Here is a 21,973-nt window from a genome sequence, read left to right on the forward strand (position 1 = left end):
CTAAGTGCAGAAAATGCACCACGCGCCAAAATGTGTTTGGCGTGTTGGGTCGTATTTTCCGAGAGAGGTTGGTCTAATGGTGTGATAAAAATGGGCAAGAATGATGACCGAAGATACTTGGGGGCGGGTCTGTGATGAACTCCAGAAAAGCGTTGGGAAGAACAACTTCCTCACCTGGATTGCACCGCTAAAGGTCATTGAAGTCGAAGACGGCATCGCCGCCTTTGAAGCACCGACGAAATTCATGCGTGACTGGGTCCAGCGGAACTTTTCCGAAGCGATCCAGAACGAGCTGCGCAAATTCGGGATCATTGTCGAACGTATCGATCTGCGCGTGTCCACGGCACCGATGATCCGTCCGGCCAATTCCGCCAATCCTGTTGCGCAGGCCACCACTGTCAGCAATTCGCCCCGTATTGCCTCGATCAAGCCGCGTCTTGCCCAGACGCAGGACGATGATCTTCCCGGTGCACCGCTGGATCAGCGCTTTACCTTCGACACATTCGTGGTCGGCAAGCCGAACGAGCTGGCCCATGCCGCGGCCCGTCGTGTGGCCGAAGGCGGCGTGGTGACCTTCAACCCGCTGTTCCTTTACGGTGGCGTCGGTCTTGGTAAGACGCACCTGATGCATGCCATCGCCCATGAGCTCCAGACCAAGCGCCCCGATCTGCGCGTGCTCTATCTCTCGGCCGAGCAATTCATGTATCGTTTCGTGCAGGCCCTGCGCGAGCGTCAGATCATGGATTTCAAGGAGATGTTCCGCTCGGTCGATGTGCTGATGGTGGATGACGTGCAATTCATCGCGGGCAAGGATTCGACCCAGGAAGAATTCTTCCACACGTTCAACGCGCTGGTCGATCAGGGCAAGCAGATCGTGATTTCCGCCGACCGCGCGCCGGGCGAGATCAAGGAACTGGAAGAGCGGATCAAATCGCGTCTGCAATGCGGCCTTGTGGTTGACCTGCACCCGACCGATTACGAACTCCGCCTTGGCATCCTGCAGACCAAGACCGAAAACTACCGCCTGCAATATCCGGGCCTGATGATTGCCGATGGCGTGCTGGAATTCCTCGCGCATCGCATCTCGACCAACGTGCGCGTGCTGGAAGGCGCACTGACCCGTCTGTTCGCCTTCGCCTCGCTGGTGGGCCGCGAGATCACGCTGGATCTGGCTCAGGAATGTCTGACCGATATCCTGCGCACCTCGGACCGCAAGGTCACCATCGAAGAGATCCAGCGCAAAGTGGCCGAACATTATAACGTCCGCTTGGCCGATATGATCGGGCCGAAGCGCGTGCGCACCATCGCGCGTCCGCGTCAGGTGGCGATGTATCTGTCCAAGCAGCTGACCACCCGCTCGCTGCCCGATATCGGGCGTCGGTTCGGTGGCCGTGATCACACGACCATCATGCATGGTATCCGCAAGATCGAAGAGCTGAAGGGCGATGACCGCCAGCTGGCCGAGGATATCGATCTTCTGCGCCGTCTTCTGGAAAACTAAGCAAAATCTGCGGGAAAACGGGCGGGTCTCTTGACCTGTCGGGCTTTGCGAGTGATTGTCGCAAAAAATCTTGTGTCCGGTGTCTTAGATGGTAACGTCACGGTCCGGACAGCCGTGAGGGATTGAAATGAAGATCAGCATCGAACGCGCAGAGCTGTTGAAAGCCGTCGCGCAAGCGCAATCGGTTGTCGAGCGCCGTAACACGATCCCGATTCTGGCCAATGTGCTGATCGAGGCCGAGGGAAGCACGATCTCTTTCCGTGCGACCGATCTCGATATCGAGGTGGTTGACCGTGCTCCCGCGCAGGTCGAAAAGGCGGGTGCTACGACCGTTTCTGCCGTGATGCTGCATGAAATCGTGCGCAAACTTCCCGATGGGGCGCTGGTGACCTTGATGGATGATCCGGCGTCTGGGCGTCTGGTGATCGAGGCGGGCCGGTCGAGTTTCACGCTGGCGACGCTGCCGCGCGAGGATTTCCCTGTGATGGCCAGCTCGGATTACACCGCGAATTTCACCGCCAAGGCGGGCGAGCTGAAGCGCCTGTTCGAGAAGTCGCGTTTCGCGATCTCCACCGAAGAGACCCGCTATTATCTGAACGGCGTCTATCTGCATGTGGCCACCGCCGAAGAAGGCCAGATGCTGCGCGCGGTCGCGACCGATGGTCACCGTCTGGCCCGCATCGATGCGCCGCTTCCTGCGGGTGCCGAGGGCATGCCGGGGGTGATCGTGCCGCGTAAGACCGTGGGCGAGCTGCGCAAATTGCTGGATGATGAAGAGACCCCGATCGAAGTCTCGGTCTCGGAAACCAAGGTGCGTTTCGCCACGCCGCGTATCACGCTGACCTCCAAGGTCATCGATGGCACCTTCCCCGATTACACGCGCGTCATCCCGATGGGCAATACCCGCCGCCTGGAGGTCGATGCGAGCGAATTCGCCAAGGCGGTGGACCGTGTGGCGACTGTGTCGTCGGAACGCTCGCGTGCGGTGAAGCTGACGCTGGATGCCGATAAGCTGGTGCTGTCGGTCAATGCGCCCGATGCCGGTGCCGCCGAGGAAGAGCTGGTCGTGGCCTATGCCGACGAGCGTCTGGAAATCGGGTTCAACGCGAAATACCTGCTGGAAATCGCCAATCAGGTCGACCGCGAGAATGCCGTCTTCCTGTTCAATTCCTCGGGCGACCCGACCCTGATGCGCGAAGGTGGCGATACATCGGCGGTCTATGTCGTCATGCCGATGCGTGTGTAAGATCCGCGTTTTTCAAGAATTCCCGCGATGCTATCGGACCTGAACCTCTATCAGTTCCGGTCGCATCGTCGTGCCGTTCTGACCCCTGATACACGCCCTGTCGCGATTTTCGGGGCCAACGGGGCGGGCAAGACCAATATTCTCGAGGCCATTTCCCTGCTGTCTCCGGGACGCGGGCTGCGCCGTGCGCAGGCCCCTGATCTGATGCGCCGCGCAGAGGCTGTCGGCTGGAAGATCACCGCGCAGCTTTCCGGTCACGATATCCTGACAGAAGCCGCCCCCGCCCAGCCGCGTCAGGTGCGGGTGGATGGGAAACTTGTGCCGCAGACGGCCTTGGGGCGGCTGGTGCGTATCCAGTGGCTGGTGCCCGCGATGGACCGTCTGTGGATCGAGGCCCCCGAAGGACGGCGTCGTTTTCTGGACCGGATCACCCTGTCGTTCTTTCCCGATCATGCCGAAGCCAGTCTGGCCTATGAAAAGGCCATGCGCGAACGCAATCGTCTGTTGAAAGACGGGGCAGGGGATGCCCATTGGTATCAGGTGCTTGAGGCCCGTATGGCCGAGGCCGCAGCCGATATCCGTGGCGCGCGGACCGCCGCGCTGGCTCGTATCGCGCAGGCCCAGGACGCGGCACAAACGGCCTTTCCTGCCGCCGATCTGTCGATTACTGGCGATGATGTCGGGGATCTTCCGGCTTACTGGGCCGAAACCCGCCGCCGCGATATGGCGGCCGGACGCACGCTGGAAGGCCCGCATCGCGCCGATCTTCAGGCGATCTATAGCGCCAAATCCATGCCCGCCGATCAGGTCTCGACGGGCGAGCAGAAGGCGCTTTTGCTGTCTTTGGTGCTGGCCAATGCGCGCGCCATCGACGGGGCACCGGCCATCGTTTTGCTGGATGAGGTCTCGGCCCATCTGGACCCTGCCCGCCGTGCGGCGCTTTACGATGAAATCTGTGCGCTGAAGGCGCAGGTGTTCATGACGGGCACCGAGCGCGCGCTGTTTGACGCTTTGGGCCCGCGTGGGCAGTATTTGCAGGTCTCGGAGGATGCCGCGACCTCGATTCTGGAGGAAGTGCCATGACCTACCCCCTGCAGCGCGTCACGCTGATCACCTTGGGCGTGGCAGACCTTGCCGCGTCCTGCGCCTTTTACGCGCGTCTTGGCTGGGTGCCTGCCGCGCAGCAGGAGGGCGTGGCCTTCTATCAGATGCATGGTCAGGGGCTTGCACTCTTCGGGCGCGATGATCTGGCCAAGGATCAGGGCTGCGAGGGGGCTTCCTTGGGCACGGGCGCGGTCACTTTGGCCCAGAATTTCGACACAGAGGCGGATGTGGATGCGGCCTTCGCCGCCGCTTTGGCCGCAGGTGCGACCGCCCTCAAACACCCCGAAAAGGTCTTCTGGGGCGGCTATTCCGGCTATTGGGCCGACCCCGATGGCCATGTCTGGGAAATCGCGATGAACCCCTTCTGGCCGCTTGAGGCCGATGGCAGCCTGAGACTGCCTGCATGAGCATCACCCTGCAACAGGCCCTGTTCTATTCGGGGGCGCTTCTGGTGGTCTTCCTGACGCCCGGCCCCGTCTGGCTGGCCATGCTGGCGCGCACGGTTTCGGGCGGGTTTGCCGCCGCATGGCCGCTGGCGCTGGGTGTGGCGTTGGGCGACGCCTTCTGGTCCATCCTTGCCCTTGTCGGCATGAGTTGGGTGGTGGGCCATGTCACCGGTTTTCTCGACATCCTGCGCTGGGTGGCGGTGGGGATGTTTGGCGTTATGGGCTGCCTGATGATCCGACATGCCAAGGCAGGCATCTCGAAAAACAGCACGCTCACCCGACCCGGCCGCTGGGCAGGCTTCCTTGTGGGGATCGTCGCCATTCTGGGCAACCCGAAAGCGATCCTGTTCTATATGGGCGTCGTGCCGGGCTTTTTTACGCTTGATGCGCTTACGGCGCTGGATGTGGCCGCCATCGCGCTGTTATCGGCCCTTGTTCCCATGATCGGCAATCTGATCCTCGCGGCCTGTGTCGGGCAGGTGCGCAGGCTGCTTTCGAGCCCTCGGGCAATGGCCCGCCTGAACCGCATTGCCGGCAGCCTGATGATTGTCGTCGCCATCGTGATCGCCTTTCTCTGAAGCCCCTGCATCCCCCGTAAGAAAGCCCCGAAACTTGAGGCTAAGGCGTGACATTGTGGCCCGAAACTTCTATAAATCATGCACGTAAATAAGGACGAGCAGGCATGACCGAAGAACACGTCAAGAAATCCGAATATGGCGCCGATTCCATCAAGGTTTTGAAGGGATTGGAAGCTGTGCGGAAACGCCCCGGCATGTATATCGGGGATACGGATGACGGGTCGGGCCTGCATCATATGGTCTATGAGGTCGTCGATAACGGCATCGACGAGGCTCTGGCCAATTATGCCGACTATGTGCATGTGAAAATCCACGCCGATAGCTCGGTTTCGGTGCGCGATAACGGGCGCGGGATTCCGGTCGATATGCACCATGAAGAGGGCGTCTCGGCGGCCGAGGTCATCATGACCCAGCTGCATGCGGGCGGTAAGTTCAACAACACCGATACCGACGGCAATGCCTATAAGGTTTCGGGCGGTCTGCATGGTGTGGGCGTGTCGGTGGTGAACGCGCTTTCCGACTGGCTGGAGCTGACCGTCTGGCGCGATGACAAGATCTATAAGGCCCGTTTCGAAAAGGGCGAATGCGTCGAGCATGTCCATGTTGTGGGTGAAGAGGTCGGCGGCCGCGGCACCGAGGTGCGCTTCCTTGCGTCGAACAAGGAAACCGACCCCGAGGGCACCTTCTCGAACCTCGATTATAGCTTTGAAACGCTGGAAAAACGCCTGCGCGAGCTGGCCTTTCTGAATTCGGGCGTGCGGATCATCGTCGAAGACGAGCGCCCTGCCGAGCCGCTGAAGTCCGAGCTGCATTATGACGGTGGCGTGCGGGAATTCGTGAAATATCTCGACCGCTCGAAGACCGCTGTGATGGACAGTCCTGTCTATATGATCGGTGAGGTGAACGGCATTGGCGTCGAGGTCGCGCTGTGGTGGAATGACAGCTACCACGAGACCGTGCTGCCCTTTACCAACAACATCCCCCAGCGCGATGGCGGCACCCATATGGCGGGCTTTCGTGGCGCGCTGACCCGCACCATCAACAATTACGCGCAGTCGTCTGGCATCGCCAAAAAGGAAAAGGTCAACTTTACCGGCGATGACGCCCGCGAAGGCCTGACCTGCGTGCTGTCGGTGAAAGTGCCGGACCCGAAATTCTCCAGCCAGACCAAGGACAAGCTGGTCTCCTCCGAGGTCCGGCCTGCGGTCGAGAACCTCGTGAACGAGAAGCTGGGCGAATGGTTCGAAGAGCATCCCGCCGAGGCCAAGCAGATCGTTGGCAAGATCATCGAGGCAGCCCTTGCCCGTGAAGCCGCCCGCAAAGCGCGCGAGCTGACGCGGCGCAAGACGGCGATGGATGTCGCCTCGCTTCCGGGGAAACTGGCGGATTGTCAGGAAAAAGACCCCGCTCTGTCCGAAGTCTTCCTCGTCGAGGGTGACTCGGCAGGTGGTTCTGCCAAACAGGGGCGCGAGCGGAAAAATCAGGCGGTGCTGCCGCTGCGTGGTAAGATCCTCAACGTGGAACGCGCGCGGTTTGACCGGATGCTGTCGTCGGACCAGATCGGGACGCTGATCACCGCGCTTGGCACCGGCATTGGCCGCGATGAATTCAACATCGACAAGCTGCGTTATCACAAGATCATCATCATGACCGATGCGGATGTCGACGGCGCCCATATCCGCACCCTGCTGCTGACCTTCTTCTTCCGCCAGATGCCGGAACTGATCGAACGCGGCTATCTCTATATCGCGCAGCCGCCGCTGTATAAGGTCGCACGCGGCAAGTCCGAGGTTTACCTCAAGGACCAGAACGCGCTGGAAGATTATCTGATTGCCCAAGGGGTTGAGGGGGCTGTGCTGAAGCTGGGCACGGGCGAAGAGATCGTCGGCAATGACCTGCAGCGTGTGGTCGAAGAGGCTCGCGTGATCAAGCGTATCCTTGGCACCTTCCCGACGCTTTACCCGCGCCACATCCTTGAACAGGCCGCAATCGCCGGTGCGATGGTGCCGGGCGTGCTGGATAATGACGCGCAGGGCACGGCGGATGCTGTGGCCGCCCGTCTGGATCTGGTCGCGCTGGAATACGAGCGTGGCTGGCAGGGCCGTCAGACCCAAGATCACGGGCTGCGCCTGACCCGCATTCTGCGCGGTGTCGAAGAGGTCCGCACGCTGGATGGTCAGGTCATGCGCGCCGGTGAAAGCCGCCGCCTTGGCGCGCATACGAAGGCGCTGCAGGACATCTATGGCAAGCCCGCCCGTCTGCACCGCAAGGACCGTCACCAGCTGATCCACGGCCCGCTGGAACTTCTGAACGCGATCCTGCAAGAGGGCGAAAAAGGTCTGTCCTTGCAGCGCTATAAAGGCTTGGGCGAGATGAACCCCGAGCAGCTGTGGGAAACCACGCTGGATCCCTCGGCGCGGACGCTGTTGCAGGTGAAAGTGGATGATGTGGCCGAGGCCGATGACATCTTCACCAAGCTGATGGGCGATGTGGTCGAACCCCGCCGCGACTTTATCCAGCAAAACGCGCTGAACGTTGAAAACCTTGATTTCTAAATAAAAAGCGGCCTCTCGGGGCCGCTTTTTTGGTGTTCTCAAAGGGAAGGGCCGGAAGATCCGGCCCTTTGTTTTACCCCAGTTCAGCCAAGCGTTTGACGGCTGCGGCAATCTTATCCGCCTCTTCCTGACGGAGCGCCAGATTGCCGCGGGTTTCCTCGATCACCTCGGCATCGGCTTTCTCAAGGAATTTCGGGTTCTTCAGGCGACCCTCCATCCCGCCGATCTCTTTCTGGATCTTGGCCAAGGCTTTCTCCAGACGGGCTTTCTCGGCCTTGACGTCGATCACCCCTTCCAGCGGCAGACCAAAGAGCGCGCCATGCGCAGGGATCGAGATCGCACCCTTGCCGATCGGCCCTTCGGTGATGCTGTCGATACGCGCCAGCTTGAGGATCAGCGCCTCGTTATTGGCCAGCGCCGCACGGGCAGAGGCGTCGGCCTCGGCCAGAATCATCGGTAGTTTCAGCCCGACCGGCACGCCCATCTGTGCCCGCGACGAGCGGATTTCCTCGATCAGCGCGATCACCCAGTTCATCTCGGCATCGGCTGCCGGGTCAACGAGATCCGCCGCCGTGTAGGTCGGCCAATCGGCGTGGGCCAGAAGCTTCGCGCGCTCGCCGGTCAACTCCCACAGCTCTTCGGTGATGAAGGGCATGATCGGGTGCAGCATGACATAGGCCTGATCCAGAACCCAACGCATGGTCTCGCGGGTTTCCTGCGCATGTTCGCCGTCAAACAGGGGCTTGGCGAATTCGACATACCAGTCGCAGACCTTGCCCCAGACAAAGCCGTAAAGCGCATTGGCGGCATCGTTGAAACGATAGGTGTCAAAGGCGGCATCGACCTCTTCGCGAACCTTTGCGACCTCGCCCACGATCCAGCGGTTCACCGTATGGGTCGGCGCGGGCATCGCCACCGGCGCACCTTCGAAGACGCCATTCATCTCGGCAAAGCGGGTCGCGTTCCATATCTTGGTGCCGAAGTTCCGGTAGCCTGCGATCCGGTCTTTCGACAGCTTCAGCACGCCACCCAGAGCCGCCATGGACGCATTGGTAAAGCGCAGCGCATCGGCGCCGAACTCGTCAATGATTTCCAGCGGGTCGATGACATTGCCCGTGGTCTTCGACATCTTCTTGCCCTTCTCGTCACGGACAAGCTGGTGCAGATAGACGGTGTGGAAGGGTACCTGATCAACCACGGCGAGCTGCATCATCATCATGCGCGCGACCCAGAAGAACAGGATGTCGAAGCCGGTGACCAGAACATCGGTCGGGAAGTATTTCGAGGTGCTCTCGTCCCAATTCGGCCAGCCCAGCGTGCCGATCGGCCAGAGACCCGAGGAGAACCACGTATCCAGCACATCGCCATCGCGCCAGACCGGATAGACCAGATGGGTCGGGTCCTGAGACACGTTATATTCGGCCAAGGATACCGCCAGCGTCTCCATCGCCGCCTTACGGTCGGCGACTTCAACGACACGCGCCGCCGACAGAGGCACGGGCAGATCGGCATTGGCATCGCGGAAGAGTTCGGTCACCGCATCGAAATCGGCGGCGCAATGGTGGATGTCACCACGGTGCAGCATGCCGCCTTCATTCAGCAGGCGCCCCAGTTCGACCTCGTCCAGATCGCCATCGCCCTCGTCATCACGGAATTCCGGCGCCGAGAGGTCAAGCCCGTACCACACGGGGATCTGGTGACCCCACCAGAGCTGACGCGAGATGCACCACGGCTCGATGTTTTCCAGCCAGTGGAAATAGGTCTTCTCGCCCGACTCGGGCATGATCTTGGTGCGGCCATCGCGCACGGCATCCAGCGCCTTGCCCACGATCTTTTCGGCATCGACGAACCACTGGTCGGTCAGCATCGGCTCGATCACCACCTTGGAGCGGTCGCCGAAGGGCTGCATGATCGGCTTGTCCTCGACGTAAGGAACCCAAAGGCCAGCCTCATTGCCCTCGTCATCGGTGATGATCTTCTCGATGGTCACCGCCAGACCTGCGGCGTTGATATCGTCGATCACCGCCTTGCGGGCCTCAAACCGGTCCATGCCACGGTATTTCTCGGGCACGAGGTTGAGGCTGTCGATCTCCATCTCGGAGGCCGTGGCCCCTGCCGCAATCTCGCGGGCGCGGGCCACGCAGTCGTCATAGGGCAGGCCATCGGCGCGCATCGCGCCCTGCATATCCATCAGGCGATACATCGGCAGGTTACAGCGTTTGGCGACCTGATAATCGTTGAAATCATGCGCACCAGTGATCTTCACCGCCCCCGAGCCGAAGTCCATATCGGGATATTCATCGGCCACGATCGGGATCAAGCGGTCACAGAGCGGCAGATGCACCATCTTGCCGACGATGGGCGCATAGCGCTTGTCCTTCGGGTTCACGGCCACGGCGCCATCGCCCAGCATGGTCTCGGGGCGGGTGGTCGCAATCGAGATGTAGTCGCGGACCTCCTCGAAGGTGACGTTCCCGTCTTCGTCCTTCTCGCGGTAGGTATAGGTCTCGCCGCCTGCCAGCTTGTATTTGAAGTGCCACATATGGCCGGCCACTTCGATATTCTCGACTTCAAGGTCCGAGATCGCGGTTTCGAAATGGGGGTCCCAATTGACCAGACGCTTGCCGCGATAGATCATGCCCTTGTTATACATATCCACGAAGACCTTGATCACGGCGTCGTGGAAATTGGGGCTGTTCTCGTGGCCGGTGCGCGGGTCACCCGGTGCGCCTGCCATGGTGAAAGCATTGCGCGACCAATCGCAGGACGACCCAAGGCGCTGCAGCTGGCCCACGATGGTCGAGCCGTATTTGCCCTTCCAGTCCCAGACCTTCTCGAGGAATTTCTCGCGGCCCAGCTCGCGGCGGCCCGGTTGGCCGGTTTTGGCCAGTTCTTTTTCCACCATCAGCTGGGTGGCGATGCCCGCATGGTCCTGACCCGGCTGCCAGAGCGTGTCAAAGCCGCGCATCCGGTGCCAGCGCACCAGAATATCCTGAATGGTATTGTTGAACGCATGGCCCACATGCAGCGCGCCGGTCACGTTCGGCGGCGGGATCATGATGGTGAAGGTTTCGGGGCGCGAGGCATTGGCGCCTGCTTTGAAGGCGCCTGCCTCTTCCCATTTGGCGGAGATGCGGGGTTCTGCTTCGGCGGCGTTGAAATTCTTTTCCATCGGCATGGGTCTGATCCTTTTAAGGCTTGGCCCTCTTTAACGTGGGGCAGGCGCGAGGAAAAGCCTTTGACGCAGGGCAAATGTGTCAGAGCGTGATGCGATAAAGCGCAAATCCCCCCTCGGCCTCGCCCGCATCCGCGATCTGCACGCCTTTCACCGCCTCCATGAAGTCGCGCCCTGCCGGACCGGAGGCAAAGGTGACTGTGGTGTCAGCCATCGGCGCAAAGCCCCAGTTGCTATCGGCCGAGGGGTTGATCGTGCCTTCCTTCTGGATAAAGCGCAGAAGGATGTCGCGGTTGGTATCCGGCCCCTCGAAGATGATTTTCGAGGGCTCGATGCCCGGGAAATTTCCGCCGCCGCCTGCACGATAGTTGTTCGAGGCCACGATAAACTCCTGGTCAGGGTCGATGGGTTTGCCGTTGAACATAAGGTCTTTGATGCGCCCACCCTCGCTGATCTGCTTGCCGTCGCTGTCGAATTTCGAGGGCTTCGAGAGGTCGATCCTATAGCTCACCCCATCCATCACGTCGAAATTATAGCTGGGGAAATCGGGGTTCAGCAGCGCTGCGTCCTGTGCGCCCGCCGTGATCTGGTTGAAGGCCCCAGCCGAACGCTCCAGCCAGTCGGCCACAGTGGCCCCTGTGACCTTCAGCGCGCGGAAGGTATTGGGATAAAGATAGAGGTCCGCCACATTCTTGATGGCCACCGGCCCTTTGGCGACATTGGTATAGTAGTCCGGCCCGCCGCGCCCGCCGCATTTGAAAGGCGCTGCCGCCGAGAGGATCGGCAGATCCTTATAGGCGGTTTCCTTCAGCATATCAGCGGCATACCAGCTTTGCGCCTGTGACACGATCTGCACCGAAGGATCATCGGCCACCTGCGCGAAATAGCTGTAAAGCGGTGCCGAGGTCTTCCCCACGGGCGCGCGGATATAGGCCAGCGTTGCTTCATGGTCGGCCTCGACCGCATCAAGGATGATCGGCAGGCTCCCGACAAGCGCCACCGCCTTGCGGTCTTCGCGCTTGTAGATCGGGCGCGCTTCCGAGGTATGGCTCACGATCTGCCATTTGTCGCCCTGCTTTTCGAGCATCAGATCAATCAGCCCCATATGCGAGCCCCAGAACCCTGCCATCACGGCAGGCTTTCCGGCCAAGGTGCCTTTCTGGGCGTCAACCCCTTCGATGCCCTCGTAATCGGGGCCGGGCAGGACGCGGTGCTGATGGCCGGTCAGGACGACATCAATGCCCTCGATCTCGGCCACATACAGCGCGGCGTTTTCCATGCCTGCGGTATAGCCGCCGCCCTCGATGCCGGTATGGGCCAGCGCGATCACCAGATCGCAGCCTTCGTCCTGCCTGAGCTTGGGCACCCATGCCCGAGCCGCCGCAACAATGTCTCGTACCGACACGCGGCCTTTCAGATTGGCCTCGTCCCATTGCAGGATCTGGGGCGGCACAAAACCGATGACCCCGATCTTGACCTCATGCACCTCGCCCGCCCCGTCCACAAGACCGCGATCCATGACGTAATAGGGCGGAAAGAGGGTCTCGTCCTGCGTCGGGATCTGCCCCAGTTCGGGGCCGACCACCACATTGGCGCATACGAAGGGAAAGGCGGCATCGGCCAAAGAGGCCTGCAGGAACTCCAGCCCGTAATTGAATTCATGATTGCCCAGGGTCGCGCAATCATAGCCCAGAATATTCATCGCCTTGATCATCGGGTGCACGTCATCGCCCACCCCTTTCCGATGCGCGATGTAATCCCCCAGCGGATTGCCCTGCAAAAGGTCGCCATTATCCAGCAGCAGGGTGTTCTCGGCCTCGTCCCTGAGGCTTTCGATCAGGGTCGCCGTGCGCGCCAGCCCCTGTGTGTCATCGGGCTTGTCCCCGTAATAATCATAGGGGTCGATGGCCACATGGATATCTGTCGTTTCGATGAGCCGCAGATGGATCTGTCCGGCGGCGGCTTCGGCCTTGAACGGGTGGACCAGATAGGCTCCGGTTGCGGCGCTTGCCGCCAGAAAATAACGGCGAGAAATTCCGGTCATGGTGGGTCCTTTCGTGATCTTGCCCTTAAACTGGCGCAGTTTCCCTGCGGTTTCACGACAAATGCGCGCTGCACGTGGCGTCAGCGGGCGCGCGCCCGTCGCGATGCGCGAAAATTAGACCGCCCGATCCAGCTTTGTGGTCAGATGGATCAGGCTTTCCGAATTGAGCACGCCCGGAATCTCGCCGATCAGGTCCAGCACACGGTCAAGCTGCATTGTGGTATCGGCGGCGATCTGTGCCATCAGGTCGATCCGGCCCGAACAGGTCACGATGCGCTCGATCTCGGGGATGGCTTTGAGGCGTCCCAGAATGGCCTGTTGGACCTTCAGATCAATCTCCAGCAGGGCGGTGGCGCGCAGGCGCTGGCTGCGGGCGGCTTCCCCCAGTTTGACGGTGTAGCCCACGATCACCTTCTCGGATTCCAGCCGCTCGAGCCGCGCCTGCACGGTCGAGCGCGCCACCTTCAGCCGCCGCGCCACGGTCGAGAGGGAAAGCCGCGCATCCCCCGAAAGAAGCCCCAGAAGGGCACGATCCAGCTCATCCATCGCATGCCTGCCATTTTTGTCGTGAAAGCCGTCAGTTTAACGAAGATAGGCTACAGATTTGGTCTTTCCATGACAAGGTTTTGGCCCCATATGGCGCGACACAGAGGCAGGCGGGGCCTTGCGAGAGGCCCGTCTGGTTGGATAAACCGCGTAAGCGCTTTCCCAACCCATGCGGGGCCAAAGGCCGCGCGCAGGGCAAGAGGTGGCTGCCACTCATTGTGCGAGGAAAGCCGATGGGCGTGTCGAAGACAATCTGGAGCAATCCGTCCGAAATCATCCGTGTGAACAAGCCCGATCATCCGGTCTTGGTGTTTTCGCCCGCCATGTTGCAGCAGACGGCGGTGCGTTTCATCCGCGGCTTTCCGGGGCTTGTGACCTATGATGTGAAATCCAACCCTGCCGAGATGGTGATTGAAAACCTCGCCGCAGCGGGGCTGCGTGGATTTGATGTGGCCGCGCCCGACGAGATCGACCTGATCCGCCGTCTCGCGCCCAGCTGTGCGTTGCATTACCACAATCCCGTGCGGGGCCGCGCCGAGATCGCCCATGCCGTTGCGGCGGGCGTCAGGGCGTGGTCGGTCGATAGCCGGAGCGAATTGACCAAGCTGGTCGCGCTGGTGCCCTATGAGAATTGCGAGATCTCGGTGCGGTTCAAACTGGCCGATGAGGCTGGCAATTACAACCCGACCGCCAAGTTTGGCGCGACGCAGGAACTGGCGGTTGATCTGCTGCGCGAGGTGGAGGCGGCGGGGTTCAGGCCCTCGCTGACCTTCCAGCCCGGCTCGCAGGTGACCGACCCGATGGTCTGGGACCGCTTCATCCGCGCGGCAGCCGCTATCGCGGGGCAGGCGGGCGTGCGGCTCTACCGGCTGAATGTGGGGGGCGGCTTCCCGAACCACCGCAAGGCCGGCCCGGCCCCCAATCTCGAGGCGATCTTTACCACGATCGGGCAGGCGACGTGCGAGGCTTTCGGCGAGAGCCGCCCCGCGCTGGTCTGCGAGCCGGGCAGGGGGCTGGTGGGCGATGCTTTCACCCATATCACCCGCGTGAAAGCCCTGCGCGATGGCGGCGATGTGTTCCTGAATGACGGGATTTACGGTGGCCTTGCCGAATTGCCTCTGGTGGGCAATATCGAGCGTCTGGCCGTCTATGATCCCGAGGGCCGCAAGCGTGAGGGCGCACCTTTGCCGCGGATGATTTTTGGTCCGACCTGCGACCCTGTGGACCGCCTGCCGGGCAAGCTGGCACTGCCCGACGATCTGGCCGAGGAAGACTTTATCGTCTTCCACGGCATGGGGGCCTATAGCGCCGTGACCAACACCCATTTCAGCGGCTTCGGCAAAATGGAGATCGTCACGGCCCTGAGCTTGGTGTGATCAGGCTTTCAGGCTGGTGGTGACGTAATTCACCGACAGATCTCGTGCCGAGGTGGACCAGCGCCATGTGATCGGGTTCAGCACCATGCCCTTGCGGTCGACCATATCCAGCTGCGCGTTCAGGACCATATCCTCCAGCTCGTCGGGCGTGATGAACTTGGCCCAGTCATGCGTGCCATTGGGCAGCCATTTCAGGATCCGCTCCGCGCCGACAATGGCGAACATATAGCTTTTGGCATTGCGGTTGAGGGTCGAGACAAACATCATCCCGCCCGATTTTACCAGCGCCGCACAGGTGTCGATGAACTCCTGCGGCACGGCCACATGTTCGACGATCTCCATCGCCAGAACCACGTCGAACGCTTCGCCATCGGCGGCCAGCGCCTCGGCGGTGCCGTGGCGATAGTCGATCTCCAGCCCCGACTGCTCGGCATGCAGGCGCGCCACGGGCAGGTTGCCCTCGGCGGCATCCACCCCGACCACCGTGGCACCCAGCCGTGCCATCGGTTCCGACAGCAGTCCGCCGCCGCAGCCGATATCTAGGATACGCAGCCCTTCAAAAGGGCGTGCATCGCGCAGGTTGCGGCCGAATTGCGTGGCGATCTGCGTGGTCAGATAGTCCAACCGGCAGGGGTTCATCTGGTGCAGCGGGCGGAATTTGCCGTTTGGATCCCACCATTCGGCGGCCATAGCCTCGAATTTGGCAACTTCGTCAGGGTTGATGGTCGATTTCACGTCTGACATGGCTTACCTCGAAATATCTGCCTCTGCCCCGTGGTGGAGCACCGTTTTGCGCTATATAGTCTGATCATGGATAGAACTGCAGGTCAAAAACGCCAACCGACGTCTTATCTTTACCCGCCGATCGAGCCTTTCGACCGGCGTATGCTGGACGTCGGCGATGGTCATCAGCTGTATATCGAGCAATCGGGCAATCCGCATGGGGTGCCCGTGGTGGTGTTTCACGGCGGGCCAGGGGGCGGATGCAGCCCTGCGATGCGGCGGTTCTTTGACCCCGCGCATTACCGGATCGTGTTGTTTGACCAACGCGGCTGCGGGCTGTCCAAGCCGCAGGCGTCGGTCGAGAATAACACGACATGGCATCTGGTCGCCGATATCGAGGCGATTCGGCAGGTTCTGGGCATTGAACGCTGGATCGTTTTCGGCGGTAGCTGGGGGGCGACTCTGGCGCTGATCTATGCAGAGACGCATCCCGACCATGTGCGCGCACTCGTGCTGCGCGGAGTGTTTCTGGCGATGGCGCGCGAGATCGACTGGTTCTATGGCGGGGGAGCGGGGCAGTTCTTCCCCGATCTGTGGAAACGGTTCTGCGAGCCGATCCCCGAAGAGGAGCGGGGCGATATGGTGGCCGCCTATCACAAGCGGCTCTTCAGTGGCGATTATGTGACCGAGGCCCGCCATGCCCGTATCTGGACGATGTGGGAGAACGCGCTGGCCTCGGTGGATACCGACGGCCATATGGGCGAGGCCCCTGCCGATTACGCCCGTGCTTTCGCGCGGCTGGAAAACCATTATTTTTCCAATCAGGCGTTCCTTGAGGAAGATGGCCAGATCCTGCGCGACCGTCACAAGATCGAGCATATCCCGACGATGATCGTGCAGGGCCGTATGGATATGATCTGCCCGCCCTATTCGGCATGGCGTCTGGCGCAGAACTGGCCGCTGGCCGAGTTGCAGATGGTGCCCGCCTCGGGACATGCGTTGTCGGAGCCGCGGATTACCCAAAGCCTTGTGGGGATCATGGACAGGCTGCGGCGCTGAGCGTGGCGATTGTAAGGCGTATGTGCGGGGGCTTGCGCGAAACGCTTGCAAACAAGCCCGCGATGGGTTATAGACTTGCCCAACAGCGGCGTGTCGGGCTTGGCTCGGCATCCACCGAACCTATGCAACGGGCCGCTTGGCCCGTTTTTCTGTTTTCGGGTCAAGGCTTTCAACGAAGGACGGACATGACCGACCTCATCGCAAAGACCGCCATCGACCGGCGTCTGGCAGATATTGTTCAGCCCACCATCGAGGGGCTGGGTTTCGAGTTGATTCGTATCCGCCTGCAGGGCGGCAAGACGGCAACGCTCCAGATCATGGCGGATCGCCCCGAGGGTGGCATCATCGTGGATGATTGCGCCAAGATCTCGACGGCTGTCAGTGCTGTGCTGGATGTGGAAGACCCGATCGAGGATAATTACCACCTCGAAGTGTCTTCCCCCGGTATCGACCGCCCACTGACACGTCTGAAGGATTTCGATGTCTGGGAAGGCTATGAGGCCAAGGTCGAGACGTCGGAGATGATCGACGGGCGTCGCCGCTTCAAGGGCTTCATCCGCGGGACGGAAGGGGAAGAGGTTCTGCTCGAGATCGAAGAGCAGGGCGAGCCGGTGACCATCGGTTTGCAATTCGACTGGCTGTCGGATGCGAAACTTGTGCTGACCGACGAGTTGATTGACGAGATGCTGCGCCAGAAAAAGGCCTCTGGCGCAATTGATGAGACCGAATTCGACGAGATCGAAACGGATACGGATGCTTCCGACGAGGAGAAAGAGTGATGGCAATCACCTCTGCCAACCAGCTTGAACTGCTGCAGACCGCCGAGGCCGTGGCCCGCGAAAAGATGATCGACCCCGATCTGGTGATCGAGGCGATGGAAGATTCGCTGGCCCGTGCGGCAAAGTCCCGTTACGGCTCGGAAATGGACATTCGCGTCCATATCGACCGCAAGACCGGTCGTGCGACCTTCACCCGTGTGCGCACCGTTGTGGCGGATGAGGAGCTTGAGAACTATCAGGCAGAGCTGACCGTCAAGCAGGCCAAGCAATATAAGGCCGAGCCCGAGATCGGGGACGAGATCATCGACGAGGTTCCCCCTGTCGATCTGGGCCGTATCGCCGCGCAATCCGCCAAGCAGGTCATCCTGCAGCGCGTGCGCGAGGCCGAGCGTGACCGCCAGTATGAGGAATTCAAGGATCGCAAGGGCACCATCATCAACGGTGTGGTCAAGCGCGAGGAATATGGCAATATCATCGTCGATATCGGTCGTGGCGAAGGCATCCTGCGCCGCAACGAGAAGATCGGCCGTGAATCCTACCGCCCGAGCGACCGTATCCGCTGCTATGTGAAAGACGTGCGCCGCGAGACCCGTGGCCCGCAGATTTTCCTGTCGCGTACCGATCCGCAATTCATGGCGGAACTGTTCAAGATGGAAGTGCCGGAAATCTATGACGGCATCATCGAGATCAAGGCCGTGGCCCGTGATCCGGGATCGCGCGCGAAAATCGCCGTGATTTCCTATGATAACTCGATCGACCCCGTCGGCGCTTGCGTCGGTATGCGCGGGAGCCGTGTGCAGGCCGTCGTGGGCGAGCTGCAGGGCGAGAAGATCGACATCATTCCGTGGAATGAAGACACCGCGACTTTCCTTGTGAATGCGCTGCAACCGGCAGAAGTGTCGAAAGTGGTGTTCGACGAGGAAGCCCAGAAGATCGAAGTGGTTGTGCCCGACGAACAGCTGTCGCTGGCCATCGGTCGCCGTGGTCAGAACGTGCGTCTGGCCTCGCAGCTGACCGGTCTCGATATCGACATCATGACCGAGGCCGAGGAATCGAGCCGCCGTCAGGCCGAATTCGCAGAGCGCACCAAGCTGTTCGTGGATGCACTTGATATCGACGAGTTCTTCGCCCAGCTTCTGGTCGCGGAAGGTTTTGCGAACCTCGAAGAAGTGGCTTATGTCGAAAGCGACGAGCTGCTGTCGATCGAGGGGATCGACGAAGGCACCGCCGAGGAACTTCAGGCCCGCGCGCGTGACTATATCGAAGAGCTCAATCGCAAGGCCATCGAGAGCGCCCGCGCGCTTGGTGCCGAGGACAGCCTGTTCGAGGTCGAGGGTCTGACCGCACCGATGGTCGAGGCACTGGCGAAAGACGGCGTTAAGACGCTGGAAGATTTCGCGACCTGCGCCGACTGGGAGCTGGCCGGTGGCTGGACCACCGTCGATGGCAAGCGCCAGAAGGATGACGGTCTGCTGGAATCCTTCGATGTGTCGCTGGAAGATGCGCAGAATATGGTGATGACCGCACGTGTGCAGCTGGGCTGGGTTGACCCGACCGAGCTGGAAGTACAGGCGGATGCCGCAGAAGAAGATGCGGCCGAGGGCGAAGAGTCCAAGGCCTAAGAGAAGGGGATCAGACCGATCATGAGCCGTGGTGGGCGAGACAAAGTAAATGACGAGCCGGAACGGCGCTGCATCGTCACGCAAGACGTGCAGCCCAAGGCCGGGCTTGTGCGTTTCGTGCTGGGGCCGGACGGTCTGATCTATCCCGATGTGGCAGAAAAGCTGCCAGGTCGGGGTATCTGGGTGACCTCGGATCGCGAGGTGATCGAGAAAGCTGCAACCAAGGGATTGTTCTCCCGCGGGGCAAAGGCCAAGGCGGAGGTGCCGGATAATCTGGCAGATCTTGTCGAAGAGGCCCTTGCACATCGCGTGGTTGAGCTTATCTCCTTGGTCAGGAAATCTGGCAAAGCCGTTTGTGGCTTTGAAAAGGTCAAGGGCTGGCTCGCGGAAGGTCGGGCAAAAGTGCTCTTCCAGGCCTCCGATGGATCGGAGCGCGGGAAGGGTAAGCTCTGGACCCCCGAGGGCGGCCGATGGTTCGGCTGTCTGACCAGCGCGGAATTGGGTTTGGCTTTTGGGCGCGATCGTGCAATACACGGCGCGCTTGGTTCTGGTGGACTCACTCCGCGTGTCATAACAGAAGCGGCAAGGCTTGCGGGGATGCGCAGGCAGGACGGCGGCAAAGCGGCTGCCAGTAAGGATACGAAGACGGCATGAGCGATACGGACGGCAAAAAAACCCTCGGTCTTGGTGGCGCACGCCCCGGTTCGGTGAAGCAAAGCTTCAGCCACGGGCGCACCAAGAGCGTGGTGGTGGAAACCAAGACCAAGAAACGGGTCGTGAACAAGCCTGCGGCCGCGGCGGCCGGTGGCAAGCCCTCCGGCTCGCGCCCGAATTTGGGCGACCCTAAAAAACGCCCTGCAGGCATCTCGGATGCCGAGATGGAGCGCCGCCTGAAGGCGCTGCAGGCTGCAAAAGCACGTGAGGCCGAAGAGGCCGCTGCCCGCGAAGCCGAGGAAAAGGCCCGCGAGGAAGAGCGCGAGCGTCGCCGTGCCGAGCAGGAAGCGAAAGAGAAAGAAGAGCGCGAGCGTGAAGAAGCGCTGCGCCTGAAAGCGGAAGAGGACGAGCGTAAAGCACGCGAGGCCGAACTGCGCGCCAAGAAAAAAGAAGAGGTCCGCAAGGCACCGAAGGCCGACGCACCTGCCGCACCGCAAGACCGCGCTGCGGCCGAAGCGGCCGCTGCCCGTGCCGAGACCAAGGGCGTTTCGGCCTCGGGTCCGCGCAAGACCGACCGCGAGCGTGATCGCAACGAGCGGGATGCACGCGGCAAGGCGGCCAAGGATAACAGCCGCCGTGCTGGCAAGCTGTCGCTGAACGAAGCGCTTTCGGGCACCGAGGGGCGTCAGCGCTCGCTCGCGTCGATGAAGCGCAAGCAGGAACGTCAGCGCCAGAAGGGCATGGGCACGCAGCGCGCCGAGAAACAGGCGCGTGATGTCCAGCTGCCGGAAACCATTCTGGTGGGCGAACTGGCCAACCGTATGGCCGAGCGCACCGCGGATGTTGTCAAATCGCTCATGAAAATGGGCATGATGGTGACCGCGAACCAACCGCTGGATGCCGACACCGCAGAGCTGGTGATCGAAGAGTTCGGCCACCGCGCCGTCCGCGTGTCGGATTCGGATGTGGAACAGGTGATCGACACGGTTCAGGACAAGCCGGAAGACCTCCAGCCGCGTCCGCCGATCGTGACCATCATGGGCCACGTTGACCACGGCAAGACCTCGCTTCTGGATGCGATCCGCAATGCGAATGTCGTTTCGGGCGAAGCGGGCGGGATCACGCAGCATATCGGTGCCTATCAGGTGACCACCGAGCGCGGGTCGGTTCTGACCTTCCTTGACACCCCCGGCCACGCGGCGTTCACGTCGATGCGGGCGCGCGGTGCGAATGTGACCGACGTGGTCATTCTGGTCGTGGCGGCGGATGACTCGGTCATGCCGCAGACCATCGAGGCGATCAATCACGCGAAAGCGGCGAATGTGCCGATGATCGTGGCGATCAACAAGATCGACAAGCACGAGGCCAATGCGCAGCGTGTGCGCACCGAGCTTCTGCAGCATAACGTTGTTGTCGAAGAGATGGGCGGCGACGTGCAGACGGTTGAAGTGTCGGCCAAGACCGGTAAGGGGCTTGATACCCTGCTGGAGGCCATCGCGCTTCAGGCCGAAATTCTGGAACTGCAAGCCAACCCGAACCGTCAGGCGCAGGGTGCGGTGATCGAGGCCAAGCTCGATGTGGGCCGTGGTCCGGTCGCGACTGTTCTGGTGCAGCATGGTACTCTCAAACGCGGCGATATCTTCGTTGTGGGCGAGCAATGGGGTAAGGTCCGCGCGCTGATCAACGACCGCGGCGACCGTGTTGATGAAGCCGGCCCTTCGGTTCCGGTCGAGGTGCTTGGCCTTAACGGAACGCCGGAAGCAGGCGACGTGCTCAACGTGGTCGAAACCGAGGCACAGGCCCGCGAGATCGCGGATTACCGTATCTCGGCGGCCAAGGACAAACGTGCCGCAGCCGGTGCCGCCACCACGCTGGAACAGCTGATGGCGAAAGCCAAGGCCGATGAAAGCGTCTCGGAACTGGCCGTTGTGGTCAAGGCCGATGTGCAGGGTTCGACCGAGGCTATCGTTCAGGCGCTTGAAAAGATCGGCAATGACGAAGTGCGCGTGCGTGTCATCCATTCGGGTGTGGGCGCGATCACCGAATCCGACATCGGTCTGGCCGAAGCAAGTCAGGCACCGGTCATCGGCTTCAACGTCCGTGCAAATGCGCCGGCACGCAGCTCGGCCAACCAGAAGGGTGTCGAGATCCGCTATTACTCGATCATCTATGATCTGGTGGATGACATCAAAGCGGCCGCATCGGGCCTTCTGTCGGCAGAGATCCGCGAGAACTTCATCGGCTATGCCGAGATCAAGGAAGTCTTCAAGGTCACCGGCGTCGGCAAGGTCGCAGGCTGCTTGGTCACCGAAGGCGTTGCCCGCCGTTCGGCTGGCGTGCGTCTGCTGCGCGACAACGTGGTGATCCACGAAGGCACGCTGAAGACGCTCAAGCGCTTCAAGGACGAGGTCAAGGAAGTCATTTCCGGTCAGGAATGCGGTATGGCGTTCGAACGCTACGAAGATATCCGCCCCGGCGATGTGATCGAGATCTTCGAGCGCGAAGAGATCGAACGCTCGCTCTGATCGGCGGTCTGACATCCAAAAGAAAAAGGCGGCCCGCGTG

At 61.2% G+C, this 21,973-nt stretch carries 16 protein-coding genes; 12 read left to right on the top strand and 4 right to left on the bottom strand.

The features are described 5' to 3' along the window. The first annotated feature begins 103 nt into the window (after positions 1–103). The 6 genes from dnaA (at position 104) to gyrB (ending at position 7,430) form a co-directional block, all read left to right on the top strand. The gene (gene dnaA, locus AC2ISB_RS00005; RefSeq protein ID WP_339109460.1) at positions 104–1,501 is read left to right on the top strand and encodes a chromosomal replication initiator protein DnaA; all 1,398 of its coding nucleotides are present in this window, start codon (positions 104–106) and stop codon (positions 1,499–1,501) included. A 127-nt stretch (positions 1,502–1,628) separates the two neighbouring features. Then, positions 1,629–2,747: a DNA polymerase III subunit beta gene (dnaN, locus tag AC2ISB_RS00010; protein WP_339108794.1), complete on the top strand. Its 1,119-nt coding sequence runs from the start codon at positions 1,629–1,631 to the stop codon at positions 2,745–2,747. A gap of 27 nt (positions 2,748–2,774) precedes the next feature. Continuing rightward, positions 2,775–3,830 (top strand): DNA replication/repair protein RecF, encoded by a 1,056-nt coding sequence (gene recF, locus AC2ISB_RS00015; protein WP_486575475.1) that lies wholly within the window; start codon positions 2,775–2,777, stop codon positions 3,828–3,830. After that, complete coding sequence (locus AC2ISB_RS00020; RefSeq protein WP_486575477.1) at positions 3,827–4,258, top strand: VOC family protein; 432 nt, start codon at positions 3,827–3,829, stop codon at positions 4,256–4,258. The genes recF and AC2ISB_RS00020 overlap by 4 nt, the downstream gene beginning before the upstream one ends. Beyond that, a complete protein-coding gene (locus AC2ISB_RS00025) occupies positions 4,255–4,875 on the top strand; it encodes a LysE family translocator (RefSeq protein WP_339108797.1) in 621 nt (206 codons plus the stop codon). Before AC2ISB_RS00020 ends, AC2ISB_RS00025 begins: the two co-directional genes overlap by 4 nt. Before the next feature lie 104 nt (positions 4,876–4,979). Then, positions 4,980–7,430: a DNA topoisomerase (ATP-hydrolyzing) subunit B gene (gene gyrB / locus AC2ISB_RS00030; RefSeq protein ID WP_339108798.1), complete on the top strand. Its 2,451-nt coding sequence runs from the start codon at positions 4,980–4,982 to the stop codon at positions 7,428–7,430. 73 nt (positions 7,431–7,503) lie between these two features. On the opposite strand, the gene AC2ISB_RS00035 is transcribed toward gyrB, so the two are convergent. The 3 genes from AC2ISB_RS00035 to AC2ISB_RS00045 all read right to left on the bottom strand — a co-directional run bounded on the left by AC2ISB_RS00035 (position 7,504) and on the right by AC2ISB_RS00045 (position 13,195). Then, complete coding sequence (locus AC2ISB_RS00035; RefSeq protein ID WP_486575480.1) at positions 7,504–10,608, bottom strand: valine--tRNA ligase; 3,105 nt, start codon at positions 10,606–10,608, stop codon at positions 7,504–7,506. Positions 10,609–10,687: 79 nt separating this feature from the next. Then, complete coding sequence (locus AC2ISB_RS00040) at positions 10,688–12,649, bottom strand: bifunctional 2',3'-cyclic-nucleotide 2'-phosphodiesterase/3'-nucleotidase (protein ID WP_486575482.1); 1,962 nt, start codon at positions 12,647–12,649, stop codon at positions 10,688–10,690. A 114-nt stretch (positions 12,650–12,763) separates the two neighbouring features. After that, positions 12,764–13,195, bottom strand: coding sequence for an Lrp/AsnC family transcriptional regulator (locus AC2ISB_RS00045; RefSeq protein WP_339108801.1), 432 nt, complete (start codon positions 13,193–13,195; stop codon positions 12,764–12,766). 233 nt (positions 13,196–13,428) lie between these two features. Here AC2ISB_RS00045 and AC2ISB_RS00050 point away from each other — a divergent pair, with 233 nt between their 5' ends. Continuing rightward, positions 13,429–14,571 (top strand): type III PLP-dependent enzyme domain-containing protein, encoded by a 1,143-nt coding sequence (locus AC2ISB_RS00050; RefSeq protein ID WP_486575484.1) that lies wholly within the window; start codon positions 13,429–13,431, stop codon positions 14,569–14,571. On the opposite strand, the gene ubiG is transcribed toward AC2ISB_RS00050, so the two are convergent. Beyond that, positions 14,572–15,315, bottom strand: a complete 744-nt coding sequence (gene ubiG, locus AC2ISB_RS00055; protein WP_406720162.1) for a bifunctional 2-polyprenyl-6-hydroxyphenol methylase/3-demethylubiquinol 3-O-methyltransferase UbiG — start codon at positions 15,313–15,315, stop codon at positions 14,572–14,574. It lies immediately after the preceding gene. 66 nt (positions 15,316–15,381) lie between these two features. On the opposite strand from ubiG, the gene pip reads away from it, so the two are divergent. The 5 genes from pip to infB all read left to right on the top strand — a co-directional run bounded on the left by pip (position 15,382) and on the right by infB (position 21,933). Continuing rightward, positions 15,382–16,353: a prolyl aminopeptidase gene (gene pip / locus AC2ISB_RS00060; protein ID WP_406720163.1), complete on the top strand. Its 972-nt coding sequence runs from the start codon at positions 15,382–15,384 to the stop codon at positions 16,351–16,353. A 185-nt stretch (positions 16,354–16,538) separates the two neighbouring features. Further along, on the top strand, positions 16,539–17,132 hold the full coding sequence (gene rimP / locus AC2ISB_RS00065) for a ribosome maturation factor RimP (protein WP_339108805.1): 594 nt from the start codon (positions 16,539–16,541) through the stop codon (positions 17,130–17,132). Next, complete coding sequence (gene nusA, locus AC2ISB_RS00070; RefSeq protein ID WP_486575487.1) at positions 17,132–18,754, top strand: transcription termination factor NusA; 1,623 nt, start codon at positions 17,132–17,134, stop codon at positions 18,752–18,754. The genes rimP and nusA overlap by 1 nt, the downstream gene beginning before the upstream one ends. Positions 18,755–18,775: 21 nt before the next feature. After that, positions 18,776–19,408 (top strand): RNA-binding protein, encoded by a 633-nt coding sequence (locus tag AC2ISB_RS00075; RefSeq protein ID WP_339108807.1) that lies wholly within the window; start codon positions 18,776–18,778, stop codon positions 19,406–19,408. Beyond that, complete coding sequence (infB, locus tag AC2ISB_RS00080) at positions 19,405–21,933, top strand: translation initiation factor IF-2 (protein ID WP_339108808.1); 2,529 nt, start codon at positions 19,405–19,407, stop codon at positions 21,931–21,933. Before AC2ISB_RS00075 ends, infB begins: the two co-directional genes overlap by 4 nt. The last annotated feature ends 40 nt before the right edge of the window (positions 21,934–21,973 follow it).

The sequence above is a fragment of the Thioclava sp. NS-SX20 genome (assembly GCF_057380695.1).